Genomic DNA, 17,231 nt, shown 5'->3' on the forward strand with positions numbered 1-17,231 from the left:
GCGGGACGGCGACCGGGTTGCCGGACCACGCGGGCCGAAACGCCCGGTCAGTCCGTCGCGGCGTGCCGTCCGCCCGACCGCATGTGGTCCCTGCGGGCGTTGTTGTAGATCCGCAGGAGATGCTTGGCCACGGCACAGGCCGCGCCGTCGGCATGGCACTGACGGCACGTCCGCACGTGCTGCTCATAGGTGAGGCGCGCGTTTTCCAACGCGTCGTTGAGAGAAGACATGGACATCTCCGGGCAGGGCGCGTCCTGGGACCGCACCAAGTTGACTGACTGGTAACCCGGAACCAAGGTGATCATATTACTGGCGGTAGTGGGAAACCCTCTCCATCGCCCTTGCGCCAGGGCATGGTTGCCCCCTCTCCGAACGGCTGCCCCGCGCGACCGTCACCGTGCGTGACAGCCACCCGGAGTCGAAGGCCGGATGCTCGGCGCCGCGGACCCGGAGGCCCACCCCGTCGGCCGCGAACGACACGGTCGGCCGAGCCCGGCGCGATGCCGCCGCCGGGCGTGACGTCGTCGACGCGCCGTGGCATCCCCGGGCTAGGATCGTCGGCAGCATCGCGTGTCGGTCACCGTCTGGGTGAGGCATGGAGGTGCCAGGACATGCCCCGGAGGCATTCCTTGTCTGTCCAGTTCAACCACACCATCGTCCATGCCCGGGACAACCGGGAGTCCGCCGAGTTCTTCGCCGGACTGCTCGGTCTCGAGATCACCGGGGAGTGGGGCCCGTTCGTCGCGGTCGCCCTCGCCAACGGAGTCACCCTCGACTTCGCCACCATCCCCGAAGAACACATCACGCCCCAGCACTACGCCTTCCTGGTCTCCGAGGAGGAGTTCGACGCCGCGTACACGCGGATCGTCGAGGGCGGCATCGAGCACTACGCGGACCCGCACCGGCGACAGCCCGGCACGATCAACCACAACGACGGCGGCCGCGGCGTGTACTTCATGGATCCGGTGGGCCACGCCATGGAGCTGATCACCGTCCCCTACGGCGGTTGGCCTTCTTGACGTCTCCCCGACCTGAAGGCCGGGGATTCCTCCCACGGTCGTCTGACCGTCTCGGCCTGTTCCTGCTTCAACGCGCTGTGCCGGGACTTTCGTCCTGGTCCTACCTGCGCTCTGCGGGGCGTTCAGCCTGTCGGCCCGTCCGGCCGCCAGGATGTTGCGAGCTGCATTCACGTCGCGGTCGTGGACGGTCCCGCATTCCCCGCAGGTCCACTCTCGGACGTGGAGGGGCTTGGGGCCGTCCTGGACGCCGCAGGCCGAGCAGACCTGCGAGGTGGGCTCGAAGCGGCCGATCCGGCCGAAGTACCGGCCGTGCTTGGCGGCCTTGTACCCCAGCATCGCGACGAACATCGACCAGCCCGCGTCGTGCACAGACTTCGCCAGGCGAGTGCGGGCCAGGCCCTTGACTGCGAGGTCTTCCACATAGATCGCTTGGTTGTCGCGGATCAGGTCCGTGGAGAGCTTGTGCAGCCAGTCTCGGCGCCGGTCGGCCACGCGGGCGTGCCGGCGTGCGACCTCGGCCCGCGGAGCTCAGGGCATCGAGCAGCAACAACGTCCGCTCTGAGGTACAGGTCAGAGCAGTCCGGGAATGTATTCATCCCCGGCGTGAACGCCGAGGCCTTCTGCGAGATGCCAGGGTAACCGGCACACTTCACCTGCCGAAGCCCTCCTTCTTGACGAGGTCGAGGAAGCGCGGAGTGCCCTCGGTGGTGCGCACGTCGAGGAAGGCGCGCACATGCCCCTCGGTGACGGCCTCGCGCACGAGCGCGTGCGCGAGGTCGGCCCGGGAGGTGAACCGCCCGGGCAGACGGCGGGGGACCAGCCGGTAGTCGCTGACCTCGGTCGTGTCGAAGAGGCCGGCGGGCCGCAGCACCGTCCAGTCGTGGCCGCTCGCCCGCACGATCTCCTCCATGCGGCGCATGTCGTCGTAGACCGTGCGCCCGACGACCCGCACGAAGAACGGCTCCAGCACCTTCCGGAAGAAGATGCCCTCGCCGGGGGCCGGCACGTCGAACAGGACGGTGGAGGTGACGCACACCAGGCGCCGGACGCCGTGCCGCGTCATGGCCCGGGTGATGTGGGTGAGGCCGGCCGAGTACACCGTGACCGGAGCCCGGCCGTAGGGGACGCCGAGCGCGGAGATCACCGCGTCGTGGCCGGGAACGACGCGGTCGACCGCCGCCCCGTCCAGGACGTCGGCCTCCGCGACCCGCAAGCGGGGGTGGTCGAGCGGGAAGTCGTCGGGGTGACGGGTCACGGCGGTGACGGTGTGTCCGGCGGCGGTCGCCTGCTCGGTGACCTGCCGTCCGGTCGGCCCGTTCGCGCCGAAGACGACGAGTCGCATGGGCTGCTCCTTCGCTGCGTGATGCTGCTGCCGTGGACCGAGAGGGCCGGAGGGGCGGCAGGTGTGACAGCGCGGGAGCAGGATGAGACCTACGGCACACATCCGCCCCCCGATGTCACACTCCGGGGACCCGGCCCCTCTGGGTGGGCAGACGTCGTGAGGAGATGCCATGCCCGACAACCGGACGCCCGCGGGGGCGGACACCGCCACACAGGCGTTCCTCGACCACCGCGAGCTGCTGTTCTCGGTGGCGTACAACATGCTGGGCGCCGTCACCGACGCGGAGGACGTCCTGCAGGAGACCTGGCTGTCCTGGACGGGGCGGGCAGGTGCCGGGGACGCGGGGCAGGCGGCGGAGATCGAGCATCCGCGCGCCTATCTGGTGCGGATCGCCGTACGGCACGCGCTCGCGCGGCGGGCACGGATCGCCCGGCGGCGCGAGACCTACGTCGGGCCGTGGCTGCCGGAACCCCTGCCCACGGACGGCGCTCCCGGTCCGGCGGCCGGTGAGGACGCGTCCGAGGGCGCGGTGCGCGCCGAATCGGTGTCGCTGGCCATGCTGGTCGTGCTGGAGACCCTGACCCCGCTGGAGCGGGCGGTGTTCGTCCTGCACGAGGTGTTCGGCTACGCACACACCGAGATCGCGGACATCCTCGGCCGCAGCCCCGCGGCCGTACGACAGCTCGCGCACCGCGCCCGGTCCCATGTGCGCGCCCGGCGCCCCCGCTACCGGGCGCATCCCCGCGTCCGGCGGCAGGCGACGGAACGGTTCGTGGCCGCCGCGCTCGGCGGGGATCTCGCGGCGCTGCTGGAGATCCTGGCGCCGGAGGCCACGCTGTGGACGGACGGCGGCGGCAAGGCCCAGGCGGCGCCGCGGCCGATCCGCGGCCGGGACAAGGTGGCACGGGCGCTGACCGGCTACGCCGCGCGTACTGCGGTGGGGCTGGAGTTCCAGCACCGGCACGTCAACGGCGACGCGGCCGTGGTGGTGTTCGAGGACGGGTCCCCGCACGCGGTGATGGTCATGGACCTCGACCCTGACGGTGAGCGGGTCCGCGAGGTGTACCTGGTCACGAACCCGGACAAGCTCTCGGCGCTGGAGTCGGACGAGCCGCGTCCGAAGGTCTGGCGGCGCGCGTGAGCGGGACGCCGCAAGGCAGCGGCGTCCCGCCGGGAGACCGTGGTGCGCCGGGCCGCGGCTGCGGCGTCACGACGGTGCCGCCGAAGGTCACCGCGAGGTGCCCGTCCGAGGCGAAGGACCAGCCGAGGGCTCCCGGGTACGAGGAGCAGCGGGAGCCGTTCGTACCGGTCCAGAACTGGTTGGAGCTGTCGGAGTTGCCGACGGTCTTGTCGTTCGAGCCGCTGACGGCGAAGCGGCACGAGGTGTTGGAGCGGAACACCGAAGTACCCGCGTCGAAGGCGAAGTTGCGTTCGGCGTTGTCGATGCTCGCGTTGTTGGAGATCGTCATCGTGCCCGGGTTGCTGTTGTAGGTGAACCGTGATGGCCGTTCTTGCAGGCGATGTCGTGCCGCACGATGTGGTTGACCGCGATGTCGTCGCCGCCGAGCTTGTAGCCGTTGCGGTCGCCGTTGGCGTTCTGGGTGCCGTCGGTGAGTGTGCCGTTGCCGTGCGACAGGGAGTACTCGATGGTTACCCGCCGCGCAGGTAGATCGTCCCGCCCGGGGCGATACGGCTGATGGCCGCGGTGAGTGTGGTCGGCGCCGACTGTGTGCCGGCCACGCTGCCGGAGCCGTTCGGCGACACGTACTGCACGGTGGCCGTCGCGGCCTGTGCCGTGGTGCCGGACAGCGCGACGAGCGTACCGGCGAACAGACCGGCGCACGCGATGGCTGATCTCGGTTGCATCGGCTTGTCTCCAGTTGTGGCATGGTGAAGGAGGGGAGGGGGAATGATTCACATTCAGATGAATGAATGCCGCGAGGGCTACTCCCCCGGTGCAAGGACTCGGGCCACGATCCGTGCCGCCTCCGCGACCAGTGCGTCGTCCGCCGGTGCGTCCGGGGCGCTCTTCGTCGACAGCACGGTCAGCAGGACCGGCGTCTTCCGCGTGGTCCAGGCCACGCCGATGTCGTTGCCGCTCCCGTAGTCGCCGGTGCCGGTCTTGTCCGCGAGAACCCAATCGTCCGGGAGTCCGGCGCGGAACCGCGCGGCACTGGTGGTGTTGCCCTTCAGCCAGGTGACGAGCCGTTCCCGGTCGGCGCCGGCCAGGTCCCGGCCCAGGGTCAGCCGCTCGAAGCTGTGGCCGAGGGCCTCGGGAGTCGTGGTGTCGCGCAGGTCGCCGGGGATCGCGGTGTTCAGGTCCGTCTCCCAGCGGTCGAGCCGGCTCACCCGGTCGCCCAGCGACCGGAAGAAACGGGTGAGTCCGGCGGGACCCCCGATCTGACGCAGCAGCAGGTTGCCCGCCGCGTTGTCGCTGTACTGGATCGCCGCCGCGCACAGGTCCGCCACCGTCATGCCGGTGTCCACGTGCTCCGCGGTGCGCGGCGAGTTCGGCAGGATGTCGTGCGGCGGGTAGTGGATCACCTTGTCCAGCGGGGCGCAGCCGCCGTGGTCCCGCAGGACCGCCGCCGCGGCGAACGCCTTGAACGTCGAGCACATCGCGAACCGCTCCCCCGCCCGGTGGGACACGGTCCGTCCGGTGCGGGCGTTGCGCGCGTACACACCGAGCCGGGCGCCGTGCCGTCGCTCCAGATCGGCCAACTCGGCTTCCGCACCGGACGGTTCCCTGTCCGGAGCCGCCGACGCGGCGGGCGCGGAGACGGCCGTGGCGGCCACGGCCGCGGTGGTGAGGGCGAGGCCCGCCTTGAACAGGCGGCGCCGGCCGAGCGAGTTGGCGTGGTCGGGGCTGGTCATGAGCACAGTCCTCCTGGTCGTCCGTCCGTGATCGGCTTCCCCGATCTTCGACGGGGACAGCGAAACAGCCGGACACCACTCATGTCCAAGAGTGAACTTTGAACATGTCATACCTTATTGATATGACTGCAGGGTGGATCTCCTCGCGCATCTCGAGGCGTATGCCGCGACGGCCGACGAAGCGAGCTTCTCGCGGGCGGCGGACCGGCTCGGCATCGCCCAGCCGCTGCTCAGCCGCCGTATCAAGACACTGGAGGAGCACTTCGGCGGCCTGCTGTTCGACCGTTCCCGGCGGCAGATCACGATCACCGAGCTGGGCGCGCTGCTCCTGCCGTACGCGCGTGACGTGCTGGACCGGGCCCAGCGGCTGCGGCAGGTGGCCGGTACGGCCGGGCGGGCACGGACGCAAGCCGTCGGCGTGCCCGCGCACTGCGCCCCGGCGGCGCTGGCACGTGCGATCCGCGCCGGCGCCGAGCACGGGATCACCCTGGGCATGCGCGAACTGCCGCCCGCAGAAAGGGCTTCCGGGCTGGCCGACGGCTCGCTCTCCTACGCACTCGTGCGGGTTCCGCCGGAGCGGGGCGCGTTCCAGGTGCCGCTGGGCCTGGCGTCGGCGCCGGAGGCGTCCGGCGGAGGGCGGGGCCCGGAGTACGACGGCGTGCGGCGCGCCGTCCATCTGGAGGACCTGCGGCCGCGCCGCGGGCGCGGCGCCGAACGCACCGCTCCCCCACCGGTGTTGACCCTGCCGGAGGATCAGGTGCCGTCCTGCGAGGACCGGCTGGAGCGCGCGGTCGCCCGGGCCGGGCTGCCACCGGGCCGGTTCCGGCCGGCCGGGCCCGCGGCCACCGCACTCGCCGAGACGCTGGCCGGGCGGGCCCTGCTGCTGTGCGCCGAGCCCTTGGCCCGGCAGCACGGGGCCCGCTGGGCGCCGCTGGGCGACCGGTCACTGCACCGGGGGTACGACGTGAGCGGCGCCCCGGACCGGTCCGGCTCCGCGGAGGTGCCGCACTGGCTGGTCCCGCTGCTGGCGTCGGCCGCGGGAGCCGCTGCCCGAGGGCCCGGTGGACCAGGTTCCGGGACCGGCGCCGAGGACGTACCCGCACGGCTGGCGGCACGCGGATGAGCATGGCACCGGTGTACGTCGCGGACGACGGCGCCCTCCTGGACGTCGCCGAGGCGATCGTCGCGGACTGGGCCGCCCTCGGTGTGCGCGGTTCCTTCCTCGCCCGACACCTGGGCACCGGCGAACAACTGGGCTTCGATGTCGACGAGTTGATGCCGCTCGCGTCGGTGGTGAAGGTCCCGCTCGCCCTCGTCGTACTGGACCGGATCGCGTCCGGGGAGCTCGATCCGGCGCACCCGGTGACGGTCGATCCGGCGCAGAGCAGCGTCGGTCCCACGGGGCTCGCGGCGTTCCGGCACCCGGCGAGGGTGGCCGTCGGAGATCTCCTGCTGATGATGCTGTCCGTGAGTGACAACGCCGCGGCGGACACCCTGCTCGACCTGGTGCGGGTGGCGGACGTGGACGAGCGGCTGCGGGCCTGGGGGTGCGGGGAGATCCGGATGCGGCACCGTCTGAACCACATGTACGAGTGCGCCGCCGGTGCCGCCGGCAACGACTTCTCCCTCGCACTGGAACTGGCCCTCCGGGACGAGCGGGCCGGCCGGCACACCATCGAGACGCTGGACCCGGCGTACGCCAACGCCGGGTCGGCCGCGGCGCTCGTCGAACTGCTGCGGCGGGTGTGGTGCGACGAGGTCTCCACGCCGACGGCCACGGCGGAGCTGCGGCGGCTGATGGGCCTGCAGGTCTTCACGCACCGGCTGGCGGGCGAACTGCGGGCGGACTCGCTGCGGTGGAGCGGCAAGACGGGGACGTTTCTGCATCTGCGGCACGAGATCGGGGTGGCCGAGGCGGAGTCGGGGGACCGGGTGGCCATGGCGGCGCTCACCCGCGCGGACCGCTGCGCGGGGCTCGCGCCGGATGTCGACCTGGCGATCGGGGCGGCGGGGCGGGAGGCGTTCGAGGCGCTGCGGAGGTGAAGTCGGCGTTCGCGTGAGCTCCGTTGGGGCTGTTCGTCGTCGGGCGACTGCGGGTGCGATGTGGGGTGGTCGCGCGGTTCCCCGCGCCCCTTCGGGACGCCGTGACAACAGGCGTTGTTCTCGCGCCCGCGGCAGGCGGGCGGCCCCACCGAGGCGTGCTCGGAGCCGGCCGCCCGCCGATCACGTGCCGGTTCAGGCCGGCTTCGCCGCCGAAACCGCGGTCGCGGTGACGGTGTTGTCGCACTCGGCGAACTCGCCGTCCGACAGGGCGACCTGGTGCGCGCCCGAGCCGGAGAAGCCGACCACGAGCGTCGGGTAGACGGCGGGCTTGGCGCCGGAAACGCAGTAGCCGTCGCCCTCGCCCTCGACCTGGACGAAGGTCAGCTTCACCCATGCCTTGCCACCCGGCGCGAGGCGCACGGGCGAGGCTTGGCCGGTGGGCGTCACCTTCAGGGGGCTGTTGTGTTCGGGGGAACCGTTGCCCGCACCGGCCACCGAGGGGTGGCCCTGCAGGACGCAGGCGTGTCCCGAGACGTTGGTGAACTGGATGAGCGCCGTGCCGGTACCGGTGCCGACGCGGTTGTCGGGCCCCTGCTGGGCCGTCGCCTGCACGGCCGAGACCGGGCATGCCGACGCCGTGCCGGCCGAGGTGTGGGACGCCGGAGAGACCGCGGCGCTCGGGGCCGTCGAGGTGCCGCCGGACGATCCCGAGGTCGACGGCGGCGTGGCGGCGGGGCTCGCGGCGGTGGAGGCGATACCGGAGGGAGTGGCGGCAGCCGGAGTCGGGGAGGACGACTTGCCGGCCCCGTCGCCGTCTCCCGACCCGCACGCCGTCAGCGACAGCGCGGCGGCGATCACGGCCGTCGCCGATGCGGCGAGGCGGATGGTGTTGCGGTGGTGCATGAGGTCCCCCGATTCCGGTGGTTCGACCGGCTCCCTGCCGGTGCTCGCGGAGGGAGACAGAGTCGGGCGACCCGGGGTTTCCGCTGTAGATCGTCTGTGACGGTTGTGGATCTCCTGTGACGTTTCGGTGACGGAGATCCGGTCCCCGTTCGGACGACGAGGGCGCCCGCCCCGACCCCTGCGGGTCGGCCCGGACGCCCTCCAGGCCGTGCTCAGACCAGGTCGAACCGGTCCAGGTTCATGACCTTGTCCCACGCGGCGACGAAGTCCTCCACGAACTTCTCCTTCGCGTCGTCGCTGGCGTACACCTCGGCGAGGGCGCGCAGCTCGGAGTTGGAACCGAAGACCAGGTCGGCACGGCTGCCGGCCCACTTCAGCTCGCCCGTGACGGCGTCGCGGCCCTCGAACGTGGTCTGGTCCCCGGAGGTCGACTTCCAGGTCGTGCCCATGTCGAGCAGGTTGACGAAGAAGTCGTTGGTGAGGACGCCGGGCGTCTTGGTGAGGACGCCGAGCTGCGACTGCTGGTGGTTGGCGCCGAGGACCCGCAGACCACCGACGAGCACCGTCATCTCGGGGGCGCTCAGGTTCAGCAGGTTGGCCTTGTCGACCAGCAGGTACTCGGCCGGCAGGCGGTTGCCCTTGCCGATGTAGTTGCGGAAGCCGTCCGCGGTCGGCTCCAGCGCCTCGAAGGACTCGGCGTCGGTGTGCTCCTCGGTCGCGTCCACGCGGCCCGGGGTGAAGGGCACCCGCACCTCGAAGCCGCCCTCCTTGGCGGCCTTCTCGACCGCGGCGACACCGCCGAGGACGATGAGGTCGGCCAGGGAGACCCTCTTGGCACCGGCGGAGGCGTTGAACTCCTGCTGGATGTTCTCGAGGGTGCGCAGCACCTGGGCCAGCTCGTCGGGCTCGTTGACCTCCCAGCCGCGCTGCGGCTGCAGGCGGATCCGGGCGCCGTTGGCACCGCCGCGCTTGTCGCTGCCGCGGAAGGTGGAGGCGGAGGCCCAGGCGGTACCGACCAGCTGGGACACCGAAAGACCGGAGTCGAGCAGCTTGGTCTTCAGAGCCGCGATGTCGGCGTCGTCGATCAGCTCGCCCTCGCGCTCCGGCAGCGGGTCCTGCCAGATCAGGGTCTCCTCCGGGACCTCCGGGCCGAGGTACAGCGACTTCGGGCCCAGGTCACGGTGGGTGAGCTTGTACCAGGCGCGGGCGAAGGCATCCGCGAACTCCTCCGGGTTCTCGTGGAACCGGCGGGAGATCGGCTCGTAGATCGGGTCGAAGCGCAGCGACAGGTCGGTCGTGAGCATCGTCGGCAGGCGCTTCTTCGACGGGTCCTGCGGGTCGGGGACGATCGCCTCGGCGTCCTTGGCCACCCACTGCTTGGCCCCGGCCGGGGACTCGGTCAGCTCCCACTCGTAGCCGAAGAGGATGTCGAAGAAGCCGTTGTCCCACTGGGTCGGGGTGGCGGTCCAGGTCACCTCGAGGCCGGAGGTGATGGCGTCCGCGCCCTTGCCGGTGCCGTAGGTGCTCCTCCAGCCGAGTCCCTGCTCCTCGAAGCCGGCGGCCTCGGGGTCGGGACCGACCGCGTCGGCGGGGCCGGCGCCGTGGGTCTTGCCGAAGGTGTGGCCACCCGCGATGAGGGCGACGGTCTCCTCGTCGTTCATGGCCATGCGACGGAAGGTCTCACGGATGTCGCGGGCCGCGGCCAGCGGGTCCGGGTTGCCGTTCGGGCCCTCGGGGTTGACGTAGATCAGGCCCATCTGGACGGCGCCGAGCGGGTTCTCCAGCTCGCGGTCGCCGGTGTAGCGCCTGTCGTCCAGCCAGGTGGTCTCGGGACCCCAGTAGACGTCCTCCTCCGCCTCCCAGACGTCCTCGCGGCCGCCGCCGAAGCCGAAGGTCGTGAAGCCCATGGACTCCAGGGCCACGTTGCCGGCGAGGATCATCAGGTCGGCCCAGGAGATCTTCTGGCCGTACTTCTTCTTCACGGGCCACAGCAGGCGGCGGGCCTTGTCCAGGTTGACGTTGTCCGGCCAGCTGTTCAGCGGGGCGAAGCGCTGCTGGCCGGCGCCGGCGCCGCCGCGGCCGTCGCTGATGCGGTAGGTGCCGGCGCTGTGCCAGGCCATACGGATGATGAGCGGGCCGTAGTGGTCGAAGTCGGCGGGCCACCAGTCCTGCGAGGTGGTCAGCACCTCGGCGATGTCCCGCTTCAGGGCCGGCAGGTCGAGGCTCTCGAAGGCCTCGCCGTAGTCGAAGTCCTCACCGAGCGGGTTCGTCACGGGCGGGTTCTTGGCAAGGATCTTCAGGTTGAGCCGCTCCGGCCACCACTGGCGGTTGCCACCGCCCTGGGTCGGGTGCAGGGCCCGGTCATGGGCGACGGGGCAGCCGCCGCTGGTCCCCTCCGCCTTCGCGTCTGTGACGATCGCGTCGTGGTTCTCAGTCATGGCAATCCTTCCGAACTGTGCGGAACTCGGTGCTCAGGAACTGCGGCCGGTGGAACAGTCGGGGCACATCCCCCAATAGACGACTTCGGCCTCGTCGATGGCGAAGCCGCGGTCGTCGGAGGCGGTCAGACAGGGCGCGTCGCCGACCGCGCAGTCGACGTCGACGACGGCACCGCACGACCGGCACACGATGTGGTGGTGGTTGTCGCCCACGCGCCCCTCGTACCGGGCCGGGTGACCGGCCGGCTCGATACGGCGGACGAGGCCCGCCGCGGTGAGGGCGTGAAGGGCCTCGTAGACGGCTTGCAGGGAGATGTGGCCCACGCGGTTGCGTACCCCGGAGGCGATCGCCTCGACGCCGAGGTGGTCGCCCGCCCGGACGGTCTCCAGCAGCGCGACGCGGGCTGCCGTCACGCGCAGGCCGGCACCGCGGAGCTCCTCGGCGGTGGTCGGGGTCGGGGAGGCGGTCATGACGCCGAACCTACCCTCATAAACACGAGCGATTCAAGAAAACGAACGATGCAATTTTGGTTGCGCCCGGCCGACCGCCGTCCGCCCGCGCGTCCGCCTCGACACCCGCCCGAGCGTTTGCGTTCGCGTTTGCCTTCGCGTGGCTCCGCCCCAGACGCCCGCGCGCCCGGGTGGGCAGGCCGCGACGGCTCCGGCGGTACGGCGACGGGTCGCGGCGCGGACCGGGGTGCGGACCGGGGTGCGGGTCGGGGGGCGGATCGGGGTGCGGATCGGGGGCATGCCCGCATCATGTGACCCCGGGCCGACGACGGCGGCGCGGCAAGCCGGACGGTCCTCCGAACGGGTGAGCCGGGGCAGCGGCGTCGACCTGACCCGGCGGGCGGCCCGTCCGGTCGTGCCCGTAGCGGCGGGCCGGTGGCGCCTCCACCCGACCCACCGGAATCCGTCCCACCTCACCAGGACGAGTAGTCGCATAAAGCACATAAACGCCAAAGAGCGCGAAACTCGGACCCCGTCACCCAAGTGGCCGTTGAGAGGGGCGCTGGTGGACCTGGACGCCGTCGCCGACGAGCTGTACGGGTTGCGGCCGGAGGAGTTCGTCGCCGCCCGTGACCGCCGCGCCCGGGACGCCCGCAAGGCCGGTGATCAGGCTCTCGCCAAGGAGATCGGCGCGTTGCGACGACCCAGCCCGGCCGCATGGGTCGGCAATCTGCTCGTCCGCCGGCAGCCGGAGGAGGTCCGGCCACTGCTCGAACTCGGCGAGGAACTGCGCCGGGCACACCGCGAACTGGACGGTCCGCGGCTGCGCAAGCTCGCCCGTCGGCAGAGCGAGGTGATCGGCGCGCTCGGCCGGCAGGCGCGGCGGCTGGCGGTGGAGGCCGGTCGACCGGTGGGTGAGGGGGTACAGCGAGAGGTCGAGGAGACCCTGCACGCCGTGCTCGCCGATCCGGAGGCCGCCAGGGAGTGGGCGGCGGGGCGGCTCGTGAAACCGCTCAGCTCCACGTTCGGGTTTCCCGAGGCGGGCGAGGGCGTCCTCGCCCGCCGTCCTGCTCTCCCCGCGGCGGCCGGGGCGAAAAAGCGCGCCGAGGGCGAGGAGCCCGGCGGACGTGGCGCGGAGAGGAAGGGGGGTGAGGCGGAGGCGCGCGAGGACGAACTGGCACACCGGCGCCGTCTCAACGAGGCCCGCAGAGCCGCCCGGGACGCGGAGCAGGACCTTGATGCCCGCGAGGCGGAGGCGGAGACCGCCGGGCGGGAGGCGGAGGAGGCCCGTGACCGGGTGGCCGAGGCGGAGGAGCGCGTGCAGGAGTTGCGCGCGCGGCTGCGTGACGCGGAGGAGGAGCAACGGCGGTGCCGTACCGACGAGCAGGAGGCGCGGGAGCGGGCCCGGCGGGCGGACCGCGCCGTGCGGGAGGCCCGGCGCCACGCCGAGGCGACCGCGGCCGAGGCCGAGGCCGAGGCCGAGCGGCTGGCCGGCGCCCGGCACGAACGCGCCGGCGATGACCGGACAGCACCACGAGGACCACTGGGACACAACAGGCGCTGACCGACACCGGACGACGCACCCACAACGGACGGCTGACCCCCTACGGACGACAGACCCCATGACGGAGGCGAGGAGCCATGGCGAGACCCATCTGGACCGGTGTCCTGACGTTCGGGCTGGTCACCCTGCCCGTGGGGCTGTACACCGCCACCGAGGACCACACGGTGCACTTCCACCAGCTTCAGCGCGGCACCTCGGACCGGATCCGCAACAAGCGGGTCAACGAGCGCACCGGCAAGGAGGTCGACACCGACAAGATCGTCAAGGGCTACGAGATGGACGAGGGCGAGTACGTCGTCGTGGAGCCGGAGGAACTGGAGGAGATCGCGCCGGGGCGGTCGAAGGTGATCGACCTGGCCGGGTTCGTCGGCCTGCACCAGGTCGAGCCCGTGTACTTCGCCCGCACGTACTACGTCGGCCCGCGCGGCAAGGAGTACGTCAAGGTGTACGAGCTGATGCGGTCGGCGCTGCACCGCTCCGACAAGGCCGGGATCGCCACGCTCACCATGCGCGGCAAGGAGTATCTGACCGCGTTGCGCGCGCAGCCGGGCGTTCTCGTCCTGCACACCCTGCACTGGGCCGACGAGGTGCGCGACCCCGCCGACGTGGTGCCCGAGCTGCCGGAGCGGCGCACGAAGAGCGACAGCAAGGAGCTGCGGACGGCCGAGCAGCTGATCGACGCCCTCACCATCGACTGGGACCCCGCCGACTATCACGACACCTACGAGGAGCGCGTCAAGAAGCTCGTCGCCGCCAAGCGGAAGGGCGAGGAGGTCGTCGGCGAACCGGAGCCGCCGGAGGCGACCAATGTCATCGACCTGATGGAGGTGCTCAGCCGGAGCGTCGAGCAGGGCCGGTCCAGGGGGCGCAAGGGCGGCGGAGAACCGCCAACGGGCAAGAAGCAAGCCGCCGGCAAGAAGGAGGAGGACCTGGGTGCCCTGTCCAAGGCGGAACTGTACGAGCGGGCGAGCGCCGCGGGCGTACCGGGCCGGTCCAGGATGTCGCGGGATCAGCTCGTCAAGGCCCTTGCGGGGACGGCGGCTTGACCGTCGGGGGCATCGGATTCAGGTCGGCGGCGGGCAACTTGCCCCCCGGCACGACCAGCTTCGGAACCAACTCCGCTTCCTGGGCCCCAGTTCCGGATCCTCGAGGCGCTCGACGGCGAAGCGGACCGCGTGTTCGGCCATCAGCCGCGCGTCCTGGCGTACGGCAGTCAGGCCGATCGGCATCAGATGGGAGAGATGGCTGTCGCCGTAGCCGACGACGGAGGGGTCCCGTGGCACCTCGGCGCCGCCCCGGGTCAGCGCCATCAGCAGCCCCATGGCGCTGAGGTCGCACCGTCACCGGCGCCCGTGTCACCACCGTCACGGACATCGACGCCGCCCGCGCCGAGGAGGCGGCGGCTCCGGCCGGCGCCCGGGTGCTGCCAGACGGCGCCGCCGTGGTCGCGGCGGACGACGTGGACGCCGTCCTCGTGACGTTCTGGGGCCCGACCCAAGCCGAGCACGTGCTGAACGCGATAGCCGCCGGGAAGCCGGTGTTCTGCGAGAGCGCTGGCCACCACCGCCGAGGACTGTCTGAAGATCATCGAGGCGGAGCAGGCGCACGGCCGCCGCCTGGTGCAGGTCGGCTCATTGCGCCGCTACGACGCCGGCTACCGGCAGACGAAGCAGGTCATCGACTCCGGCCGCATCGGCGACCGCTGATCGTGCACTGCGCCCACCGCAACCCGACCGTGCCGGAGTCGTACACCTCCGCGATGGCCGCGCTGGACACGGCGGTGCACGAGGTGGACGTGCTGCGCCGACTGCTGGACGACGAGATCGTCTCCACGCAGGTGGTCACCCCGCGCGCCACGGGCAAGCGGTTCGAGCACCTGAAGGATCCGCAGATCATGCTCTTCGAGACCGCCAGGGGCGTCCGCATCGACCTGGAGGTCTTCGTCAACTGCCAGTACCGCTACGACATCCAGTGCGAGGCGGTCGGCGAGGAGGACCTGGTGCGGCTGCCGGATCCCGCCTCGGTCGCCGTGCGCACCGGCGGCCGGCACAGCACCGAGGTGCTGACGGACTGGGTGGGCCGCTTCGCGGGCGCCTTCGACACCGAGTTCCGCGAGTGGATCGCGAACCTGGCCGCCGGCCAGGAGCCCACCGGGCCGTCGGCCTGGGACGGTTACGCCGCCACCGTCGTCACCAGCGCCACGGTCGAGGCTCTGGACTCCGGCCGGGTCGTCGCCACGGACCTCAAGCCCCGCCCCGCGTTCTACGGAGGTGCCGCGTGAAGATCGCCCTCGACCCGTACATGTTCCGTACCCTGCCGATCGACGACATGGTGCGCACGCTGGCCGAACTCGGGCACGAATAAATCGAGTTGTCCCCACGTGCGGACTTCATCCCGTTCTTCCTGCATCCGCGGGCGGACGACGCGCGCATCGCGGAGTTGAAGAAGTCCCTGCGCACGCACGGAGTACGGCTCTCCTCGGTGCTGCCGCTGTACAAGTGCTCCTCGCCGGACGAGACCGAGCGGCAGGCGGCCGTCCGTTACCGGAAGCGGGTGATCGGGATCACCGCGGAACCCGAATGCCCGCTGATGAACGCGGAGTTCAACGGCCGTCCTGAGCAGGCTGCGCAGAGCGAGGCCGCGTTCTGGCGCTCGCTGGAGGAACTGCTGCCGCTGCTCGAGCGGGAGGGCATCGCGCTGGCCCTGGAGGCGCATCCGGACGACATCTGCGAGGAGAACACGCCCGCGGTCGACCTGGTCCGCGCGATCAACAAGCCGTGGGTGAACTACCTGTACCGCGCCCCGCACTTCTTCCACCTGTCGGGCTCGGACCCGACGGCGGACATCGCGGCGATGATGCGCTACGCGGGCGACAAGCTGCGGCACGCGCACATCGCGGACTCCTTCAACCACAAGGGGTCCTCCGCCTACGGTACATCCTCAACCCGCCCGGCACCGCGGCCCGCGTTCACCAGCACCTGGACATCGGGCAGGGCGAGATCGACTGGGACGCTTTCTTCGGTACGCTGCGGGAGTTGAAGTTCGACGGCGTGGCCACGGCTTGTGTGTTCGCCTGGGAGGAGCGGGCCCGCGAGTCCTCGGCGTTCATGCTGGAGCGGATCACGAAGGAACTGGCCGCGCGCCGATCAAGGCGGTGCGTGGGGCATCACTCGTACGGGTGCACCCGGTCCGGCCTTCCGTGGCATACGGAGGGGTCTGTCGTTCGGCAGCGAGTGTGATGTTTGCCATGTGACGTGATGGACCAGGGGTGAACGGGCAAGGTACCCCTTCATGCCCCACGCCAACCCTCTGCGGCAGGTGATTCGATGACAACGGCGACGACCCGGACGTTCCGGACGACGCCGCCCACCCGTTCCGGCGACACGACCGCCAGGGACTCCCCAGCAGCCGCCATGCCCTCACTGCCCTCCCTCACGGGACTGCGGTGGATGGCGGCACTGCTGGTGTTCGGACTGCACGTGAACAACTTCGGCTATTTCGGAGGCACCGGTGGCCGCCTCGTGTCCTGGGGATTCGGGGCCGGCGCCACCGGCGTGTCGTTCTTCTTCGTGCTGTCCGGCTTCGTACTGACCTGGTCGGCGCGACCCGATGACCGCGCGCTCGCCTTCTGGAGACGGCGCATCGCGCGCATCTACCCGGTGCACCTCGTCACCGCGGCCCTCGCCCTGGTCATGACGTACACGCTGGCGAACCAGCCGAGACCGACGCCGAAGCAGGCGCTGTCCAATGCGCTGCTGCTCCACTCCTGGTGGCGCCCCTGGTGGCAGACGCTGAACCCGGTCAGCTGGTCCCTCGCCTGCGAGGCGTTCTTCTACGCCTCCTTCCCCCTGCTGTTCCTGCTGCTGCGCCGGCTCGGTCCACGCTGTTCGGTCGCGCTGGGCGCTCTGTCGGTGGTGGCGGTCGTCGTGCTGGCCCGGGCGGACGCCCATCACTGGTGGACGTACGCGCTGTACTCGTTCCCGGCGGCGCGGCTGCCCGAGTTCGTCCTCGGCGCGGTCACCGCGCGGCTGGTGCTGCTCAACCGGTGGCGGGGTCCCGGTCTGGAGGCCTCGCTCGCCCTGGCGATCATCGGCTACTTCCTCGTTCCGCAGGTCGCGCCCGGCTACTCCGCCACCATGTGCACCATCGTCGGGTACACGCTGCTCATCCCGGCCGCGGCCGTCGCGGACATCCAGGGGCTGCCCTCGCTGTGGCGGCGCCGGCGGCTGGTGCGGCTCGGCGAGCTGTCGTTCGCCTTCTACATGATCCATCTGCTGGTGCTGCGGGCCGCGACGCAGTTGCTCGGGACGAAGCCGCACTTCGGTCTGCTGGCCGGGATCGCCGTCACGACGACCGCGTTCGCGGTGTCGCTCGGGCTGTCCTGGCTCCTGTACGAGGCGGTGGAGCGCCCGGCGAGACGCCTGCTGCTGCGCCGGCGCCGCCCGGCCGCACAGCCGGATGCGGTCGAGGTCCGCCGCGAGGAACCGGCTGCGGCACGCGACTGAGCCGCTGCCCGGCCGTGGGAGGCGCGCGCTGGGGTACGCGGCCGAAAATCTGCCCCCGGCTCGATCGTGGAGGGGCGCGTGCCGGTGCGCCGT

At 71.5% G+C, this 17,231-nt stretch carries 15 protein-coding genes and 4 pseudogenes; 9 read left to right on the forward strand and 10 right to left on the reverse strand.

All coding sequences use genetic code 11. From position 1 onward, the window contains the following. Positions 1 to 47: 47 nt before the first annotated feature. A complete protein-coding gene (locus LMU33_RS06425) occupies positions 48 to 230 on the reverse strand; it encodes a hypothetical protein (RefSeq protein WP_228618122.1) in 183 nt (60 codons plus the stop codon). Positions 231 to 629: 399 nt separating this feature from the next. Here LMU33_RS06425 and LMU33_RS06430 point away from each other — a divergent pair, with 399 nt between their 5' ends. Further along, positions 630 to 1,019: a VOC family protein gene (locus LMU33_RS06430; RefSeq protein ID WP_228618124.1), complete on the forward strand. Its 390-nt coding sequence runs from the start codon at positions 630 to 632 to the stop codon at positions 1,017 to 1,019. Between the two features lie 15 nt (positions 1,020 to 1,034). On the opposite strand, the pseudogene LMU33_RS06435 reads toward LMU33_RS06430, so the two are convergent. Beyond that, positions 1,035 to 1,541, reverse strand: a pseudogene (locus LMU33_RS06435) (RNA-guided endonuclease InsQ/TnpB family protein); the annotation flags it as partial. A gap of 127 nt (positions 1,542 to 1,668) precedes the next feature. Continuing rightward, a complete protein-coding gene (locus LMU33_RS06440) occupies positions 1,669 to 2,361 on the reverse strand; it encodes an NAD(P)-dependent oxidoreductase (RefSeq protein WP_228618125.1) in 693 nt (230 codons plus the stop codon). 169 nt (positions 2,362 to 2,530) lie between these two features. On the opposite strand from LMU33_RS06440, the gene sigJ reads away from it, so the two are divergent. Then, entirely contained in the window at positions 2,531 to 3,502 is a 972-nt protein-coding gene (sigJ, locus tag LMU33_RS06445) for an RNA polymerase sigma factor SigJ (protein ID WP_228618127.1), read from the forward strand. Positions 3,503 to 3,563: 61 nt separating this feature from the next. Here sigJ and LMU33_RS41910 read toward each other — a convergent pair. The 3 genes and pseudogenes from LMU33_RS41910 to bla all read right to left on the reverse strand — a co-directional run. Continuing rightward, positions 3,564 to 4,021 (reverse strand): annotated as a pseudogene (locus LMU33_RS41910) (right-handed parallel beta-helix repeat-containing protein); the annotation flags it as partial. Further along, a complete protein-coding gene (locus tag LMU33_RS06455) occupies positions 4,012 to 4,227 on the reverse strand; it encodes a hypothetical protein (protein ID WP_228618131.1) in 216 nt (71 codons plus the stop codon). The pseudogene LMU33_RS41910 and the gene LMU33_RS06455, both read right to left, overlap by 10 nt. Before the next feature lie 78 nt (positions 4,228 to 4,305). Continuing rightward, on the reverse strand, positions 4,306 to 5,235 hold the full coding sequence (bla, locus tag LMU33_RS06460) for a class A beta-lactamase (RefSeq protein WP_228618133.1): 930 nt from the start codon (positions 5,233 to 5,235) through the stop codon (positions 4,306 to 4,308). A 133-nt stretch (positions 5,236 to 5,368) separates the two neighbouring features. Between bla and LMU33_RS06465 the strand changes: the two genes are divergently transcribed. Both LMU33_RS06465 and LMU33_RS06470 read left to right on the forward strand, forming a co-directional pair. Beyond that, positions 5,369 to 6,358 carry a LysR family transcriptional regulator gene (locus LMU33_RS06465; RefSeq protein ID WP_228618135.1) on the forward strand — a complete coding sequence of 330 codons (990 nt, stop codon included), beginning with the start codon at positions 5,369 to 5,371 and terminating at the stop codon, positions 6,356 to 6,358. Beyond that, positions 6,355 to 7,278 (forward strand): serine hydrolase, encoded by a 924-nt coding sequence (locus tag LMU33_RS06470; RefSeq protein WP_228618137.1) that lies wholly within the window; start codon positions 6,355 to 6,357, stop codon positions 7,276 to 7,278. The genes LMU33_RS06465 and LMU33_RS06470 overlap by 4 nt, the downstream gene beginning before the upstream one ends. A 192-nt stretch (positions 7,279 to 7,470) precedes the next feature. Here the strand turns inward: LMU33_RS06470 and LMU33_RS06475 are convergent, their stop codons facing one another. The 3 genes from LMU33_RS06475 to LMU33_RS06485 form a co-directional block, all read right to left on the reverse strand. Then, complete coding sequence (locus LMU33_RS06475) at positions 7,471 to 8,181, reverse strand: DUF4232 domain-containing protein (protein ID WP_228618139.1); 711 nt, start codon at positions 8,179 to 8,181, stop codon at positions 7,471 to 7,473. A 212-nt stretch (positions 8,182 to 8,393) separates the two neighbouring features. Beyond that, complete coding sequence (gene katG / locus LMU33_RS06480; protein WP_228618141.1) at positions 8,394 to 10,619, reverse strand: catalase/peroxidase HPI; 2,226 nt, start codon at positions 10,617 to 10,619, stop codon at positions 8,394 to 8,396. 33 nt (positions 10,620 to 10,652) lie between these two features. Next, positions 10,653 to 11,090, reverse strand: coding sequence for a Fur family transcriptional regulator (locus LMU33_RS06485; protein ID WP_228618143.1), 438 nt, complete (start codon positions 11,088 to 11,090; stop codon positions 10,653 to 10,655). Positions 11,091 to 11,634: 544 nt separating this feature from the next. Here LMU33_RS06485 and LMU33_RS06490 point away from each other — a divergent pair. Both LMU33_RS06490 and ku read left to right on the forward strand, forming a co-directional pair. Beyond that, complete coding sequence (locus LMU33_RS06490) at positions 11,635 to 12,633, forward strand: hypothetical protein (protein WP_228618145.1); 999 nt, start codon at positions 11,635 to 11,637, stop codon at positions 12,631 to 12,633. Positions 12,634 to 12,710: 77 nt separating this feature from the next. Beyond that, positions 12,711 to 13,679 carry a non-homologous end joining protein Ku gene (gene ku / locus LMU33_RS06495; protein ID WP_228618147.1) on the forward strand — a complete coding sequence of 323 codons (969 nt, stop codon included), beginning with the start codon at positions 12,711 to 12,713 and terminating at the stop codon, positions 13,677 to 13,679. 18 nt (positions 13,680 to 13,697) lie between these two features. Here the strand turns inward: ku and LMU33_RS06500 are convergent, their stop codons facing one another. Further along, positions 13,698 to 13,955 (reverse strand): substrate-binding domain-containing protein, encoded by a 258-nt coding sequence (locus tag LMU33_RS06500; RefSeq protein ID WP_228618149.1) that lies wholly within the window; start codon positions 13,953 to 13,955, stop codon positions 13,698 to 13,700. Positions 13,956 to 13,969: 14 nt separating this feature from the next. On the opposite strand from LMU33_RS06500, the pseudogene LMU33_RS06505 reads away from it, so the two are divergent. From LMU33_RS06505 to LMU33_RS06515, 3 genes and pseudogenes are all read left to right on the forward strand, one after another. Continuing rightward, positions 13,970 to 14,914 (forward strand): annotated as a pseudogene (locus LMU33_RS06505) (Gfo/Idh/MocA family protein); the annotation flags it as partial. After that, a pseudogene (locus LMU33_RS06510) lies at positions 14,911 to 15,773 on the forward strand (sugar phosphate isomerase/epimerase family protein); the annotation flags it as partial. The pseudogenes LMU33_RS06505 and LMU33_RS06510, both read left to right, overlap by 4 nt. A gap of 186 nt (positions 15,774 to 15,959) precedes the next feature. Further along, positions 15,960 to 17,138 carry an acyltransferase family protein gene (locus LMU33_RS06515; RefSeq protein WP_228618151.1) on the forward strand — a complete coding sequence of 393 codons (1,179 nt, stop codon included), beginning with the start codon at positions 15,960 to 15,962 and terminating at the stop codon, positions 17,136 to 17,138. Positions 17,139 to 17,231: the final 93 nt, after the last annotated feature.

The sequence above is a fragment of the Streptomyces barringtoniae genome (assembly GCF_020819595.1).
Classification (GTDB): Bacteria; Actinomycetota; Actinomycetes; order Streptomycetales; family Streptomycetaceae; genus Streptomyces; species Streptomyces barringtoniae.

Excerpts from the sequence above, each read along its gene's own strand:
- LMU33_RS06425 (WP_228618122.1), bottom strand. The coding sequence starts at position 230 with ATGTCTTCTCTCAACGACGCGTTGGAAAACGCGCGCCTCACCTATGAG.
- LMU33_RS06440 (WP_228618125.1), bottom strand. The coding sequence starts at position 2,361 with ATGCGACTCGTCGTCTTCGGCGCGAACGGGCCGACCGGACGGCAGGTC.
- sigJ (WP_228618127.1), top strand. The coding sequence starts at position 2,531 with ATGCCCGACAACCGGACGCCCGCGGGGGCGGACACCGCCACACAGGCG.
- LMU33_RS06455 (WP_228618131.1), bottom strand. The coding sequence starts at position 4,227 with ATGCAACCGAGATCAGCCATCGCGTGCGCCGGTCTGTTCGCCGGTACG.
- bla (WP_228618133.1), bottom strand. The coding sequence starts at position 5,235 with ATGACCAGCCCCGACCACGCCAACTCGCTCGGCCGGCGCCGCCTGTTC.
- LMU33_RS06470 (WP_228618137.1), top strand. The coding sequence starts at position 6,355 with ATGAGCATGGCACCGGTGTACGTCGCGGACGACGGCGCCCTCCTGGAC.
- LMU33_RS06475 (WP_228618139.1), bottom strand. The coding sequence starts at position 8,181 with ATGCACCACCGCAACACCATCCGCCTCGCCGCATCGGCGACGGCCGTG.
- katG (WP_228618141.1), bottom strand. The coding sequence starts at position 10,619 with ATGACTGAGAACCACGACGCGATCGTCACAGACGCGAAGGCGGAGGGG.
- LMU33_RS06485 (WP_228618143.1), bottom strand. The coding sequence starts at position 11,090 with ATGACCGCCTCCCCGACCCCGACCACCGCCGAGGAGCTCCGCGGTGCC.
- ku (WP_228618147.1), top strand. The coding sequence starts at position 12,711 with ATGGCGAGACCCATCTGGACCGGTGTCCTGACGTTCGGGCTGGTCACC.
- LMU33_RS06500 (WP_228618149.1), bottom strand. The coding sequence starts at position 13,955 with ATGGGGCTGCTGATGGCGCTGACCCGGGGCGGCGCCGAGGTGCCACGG.
- LMU33_RS06515 (WP_228618151.1), top strand. The coding sequence starts at position 15,960 with ATGACAACGGCGACGACCCGGACGTTCCGGACGACGCCGCCCACCCGT.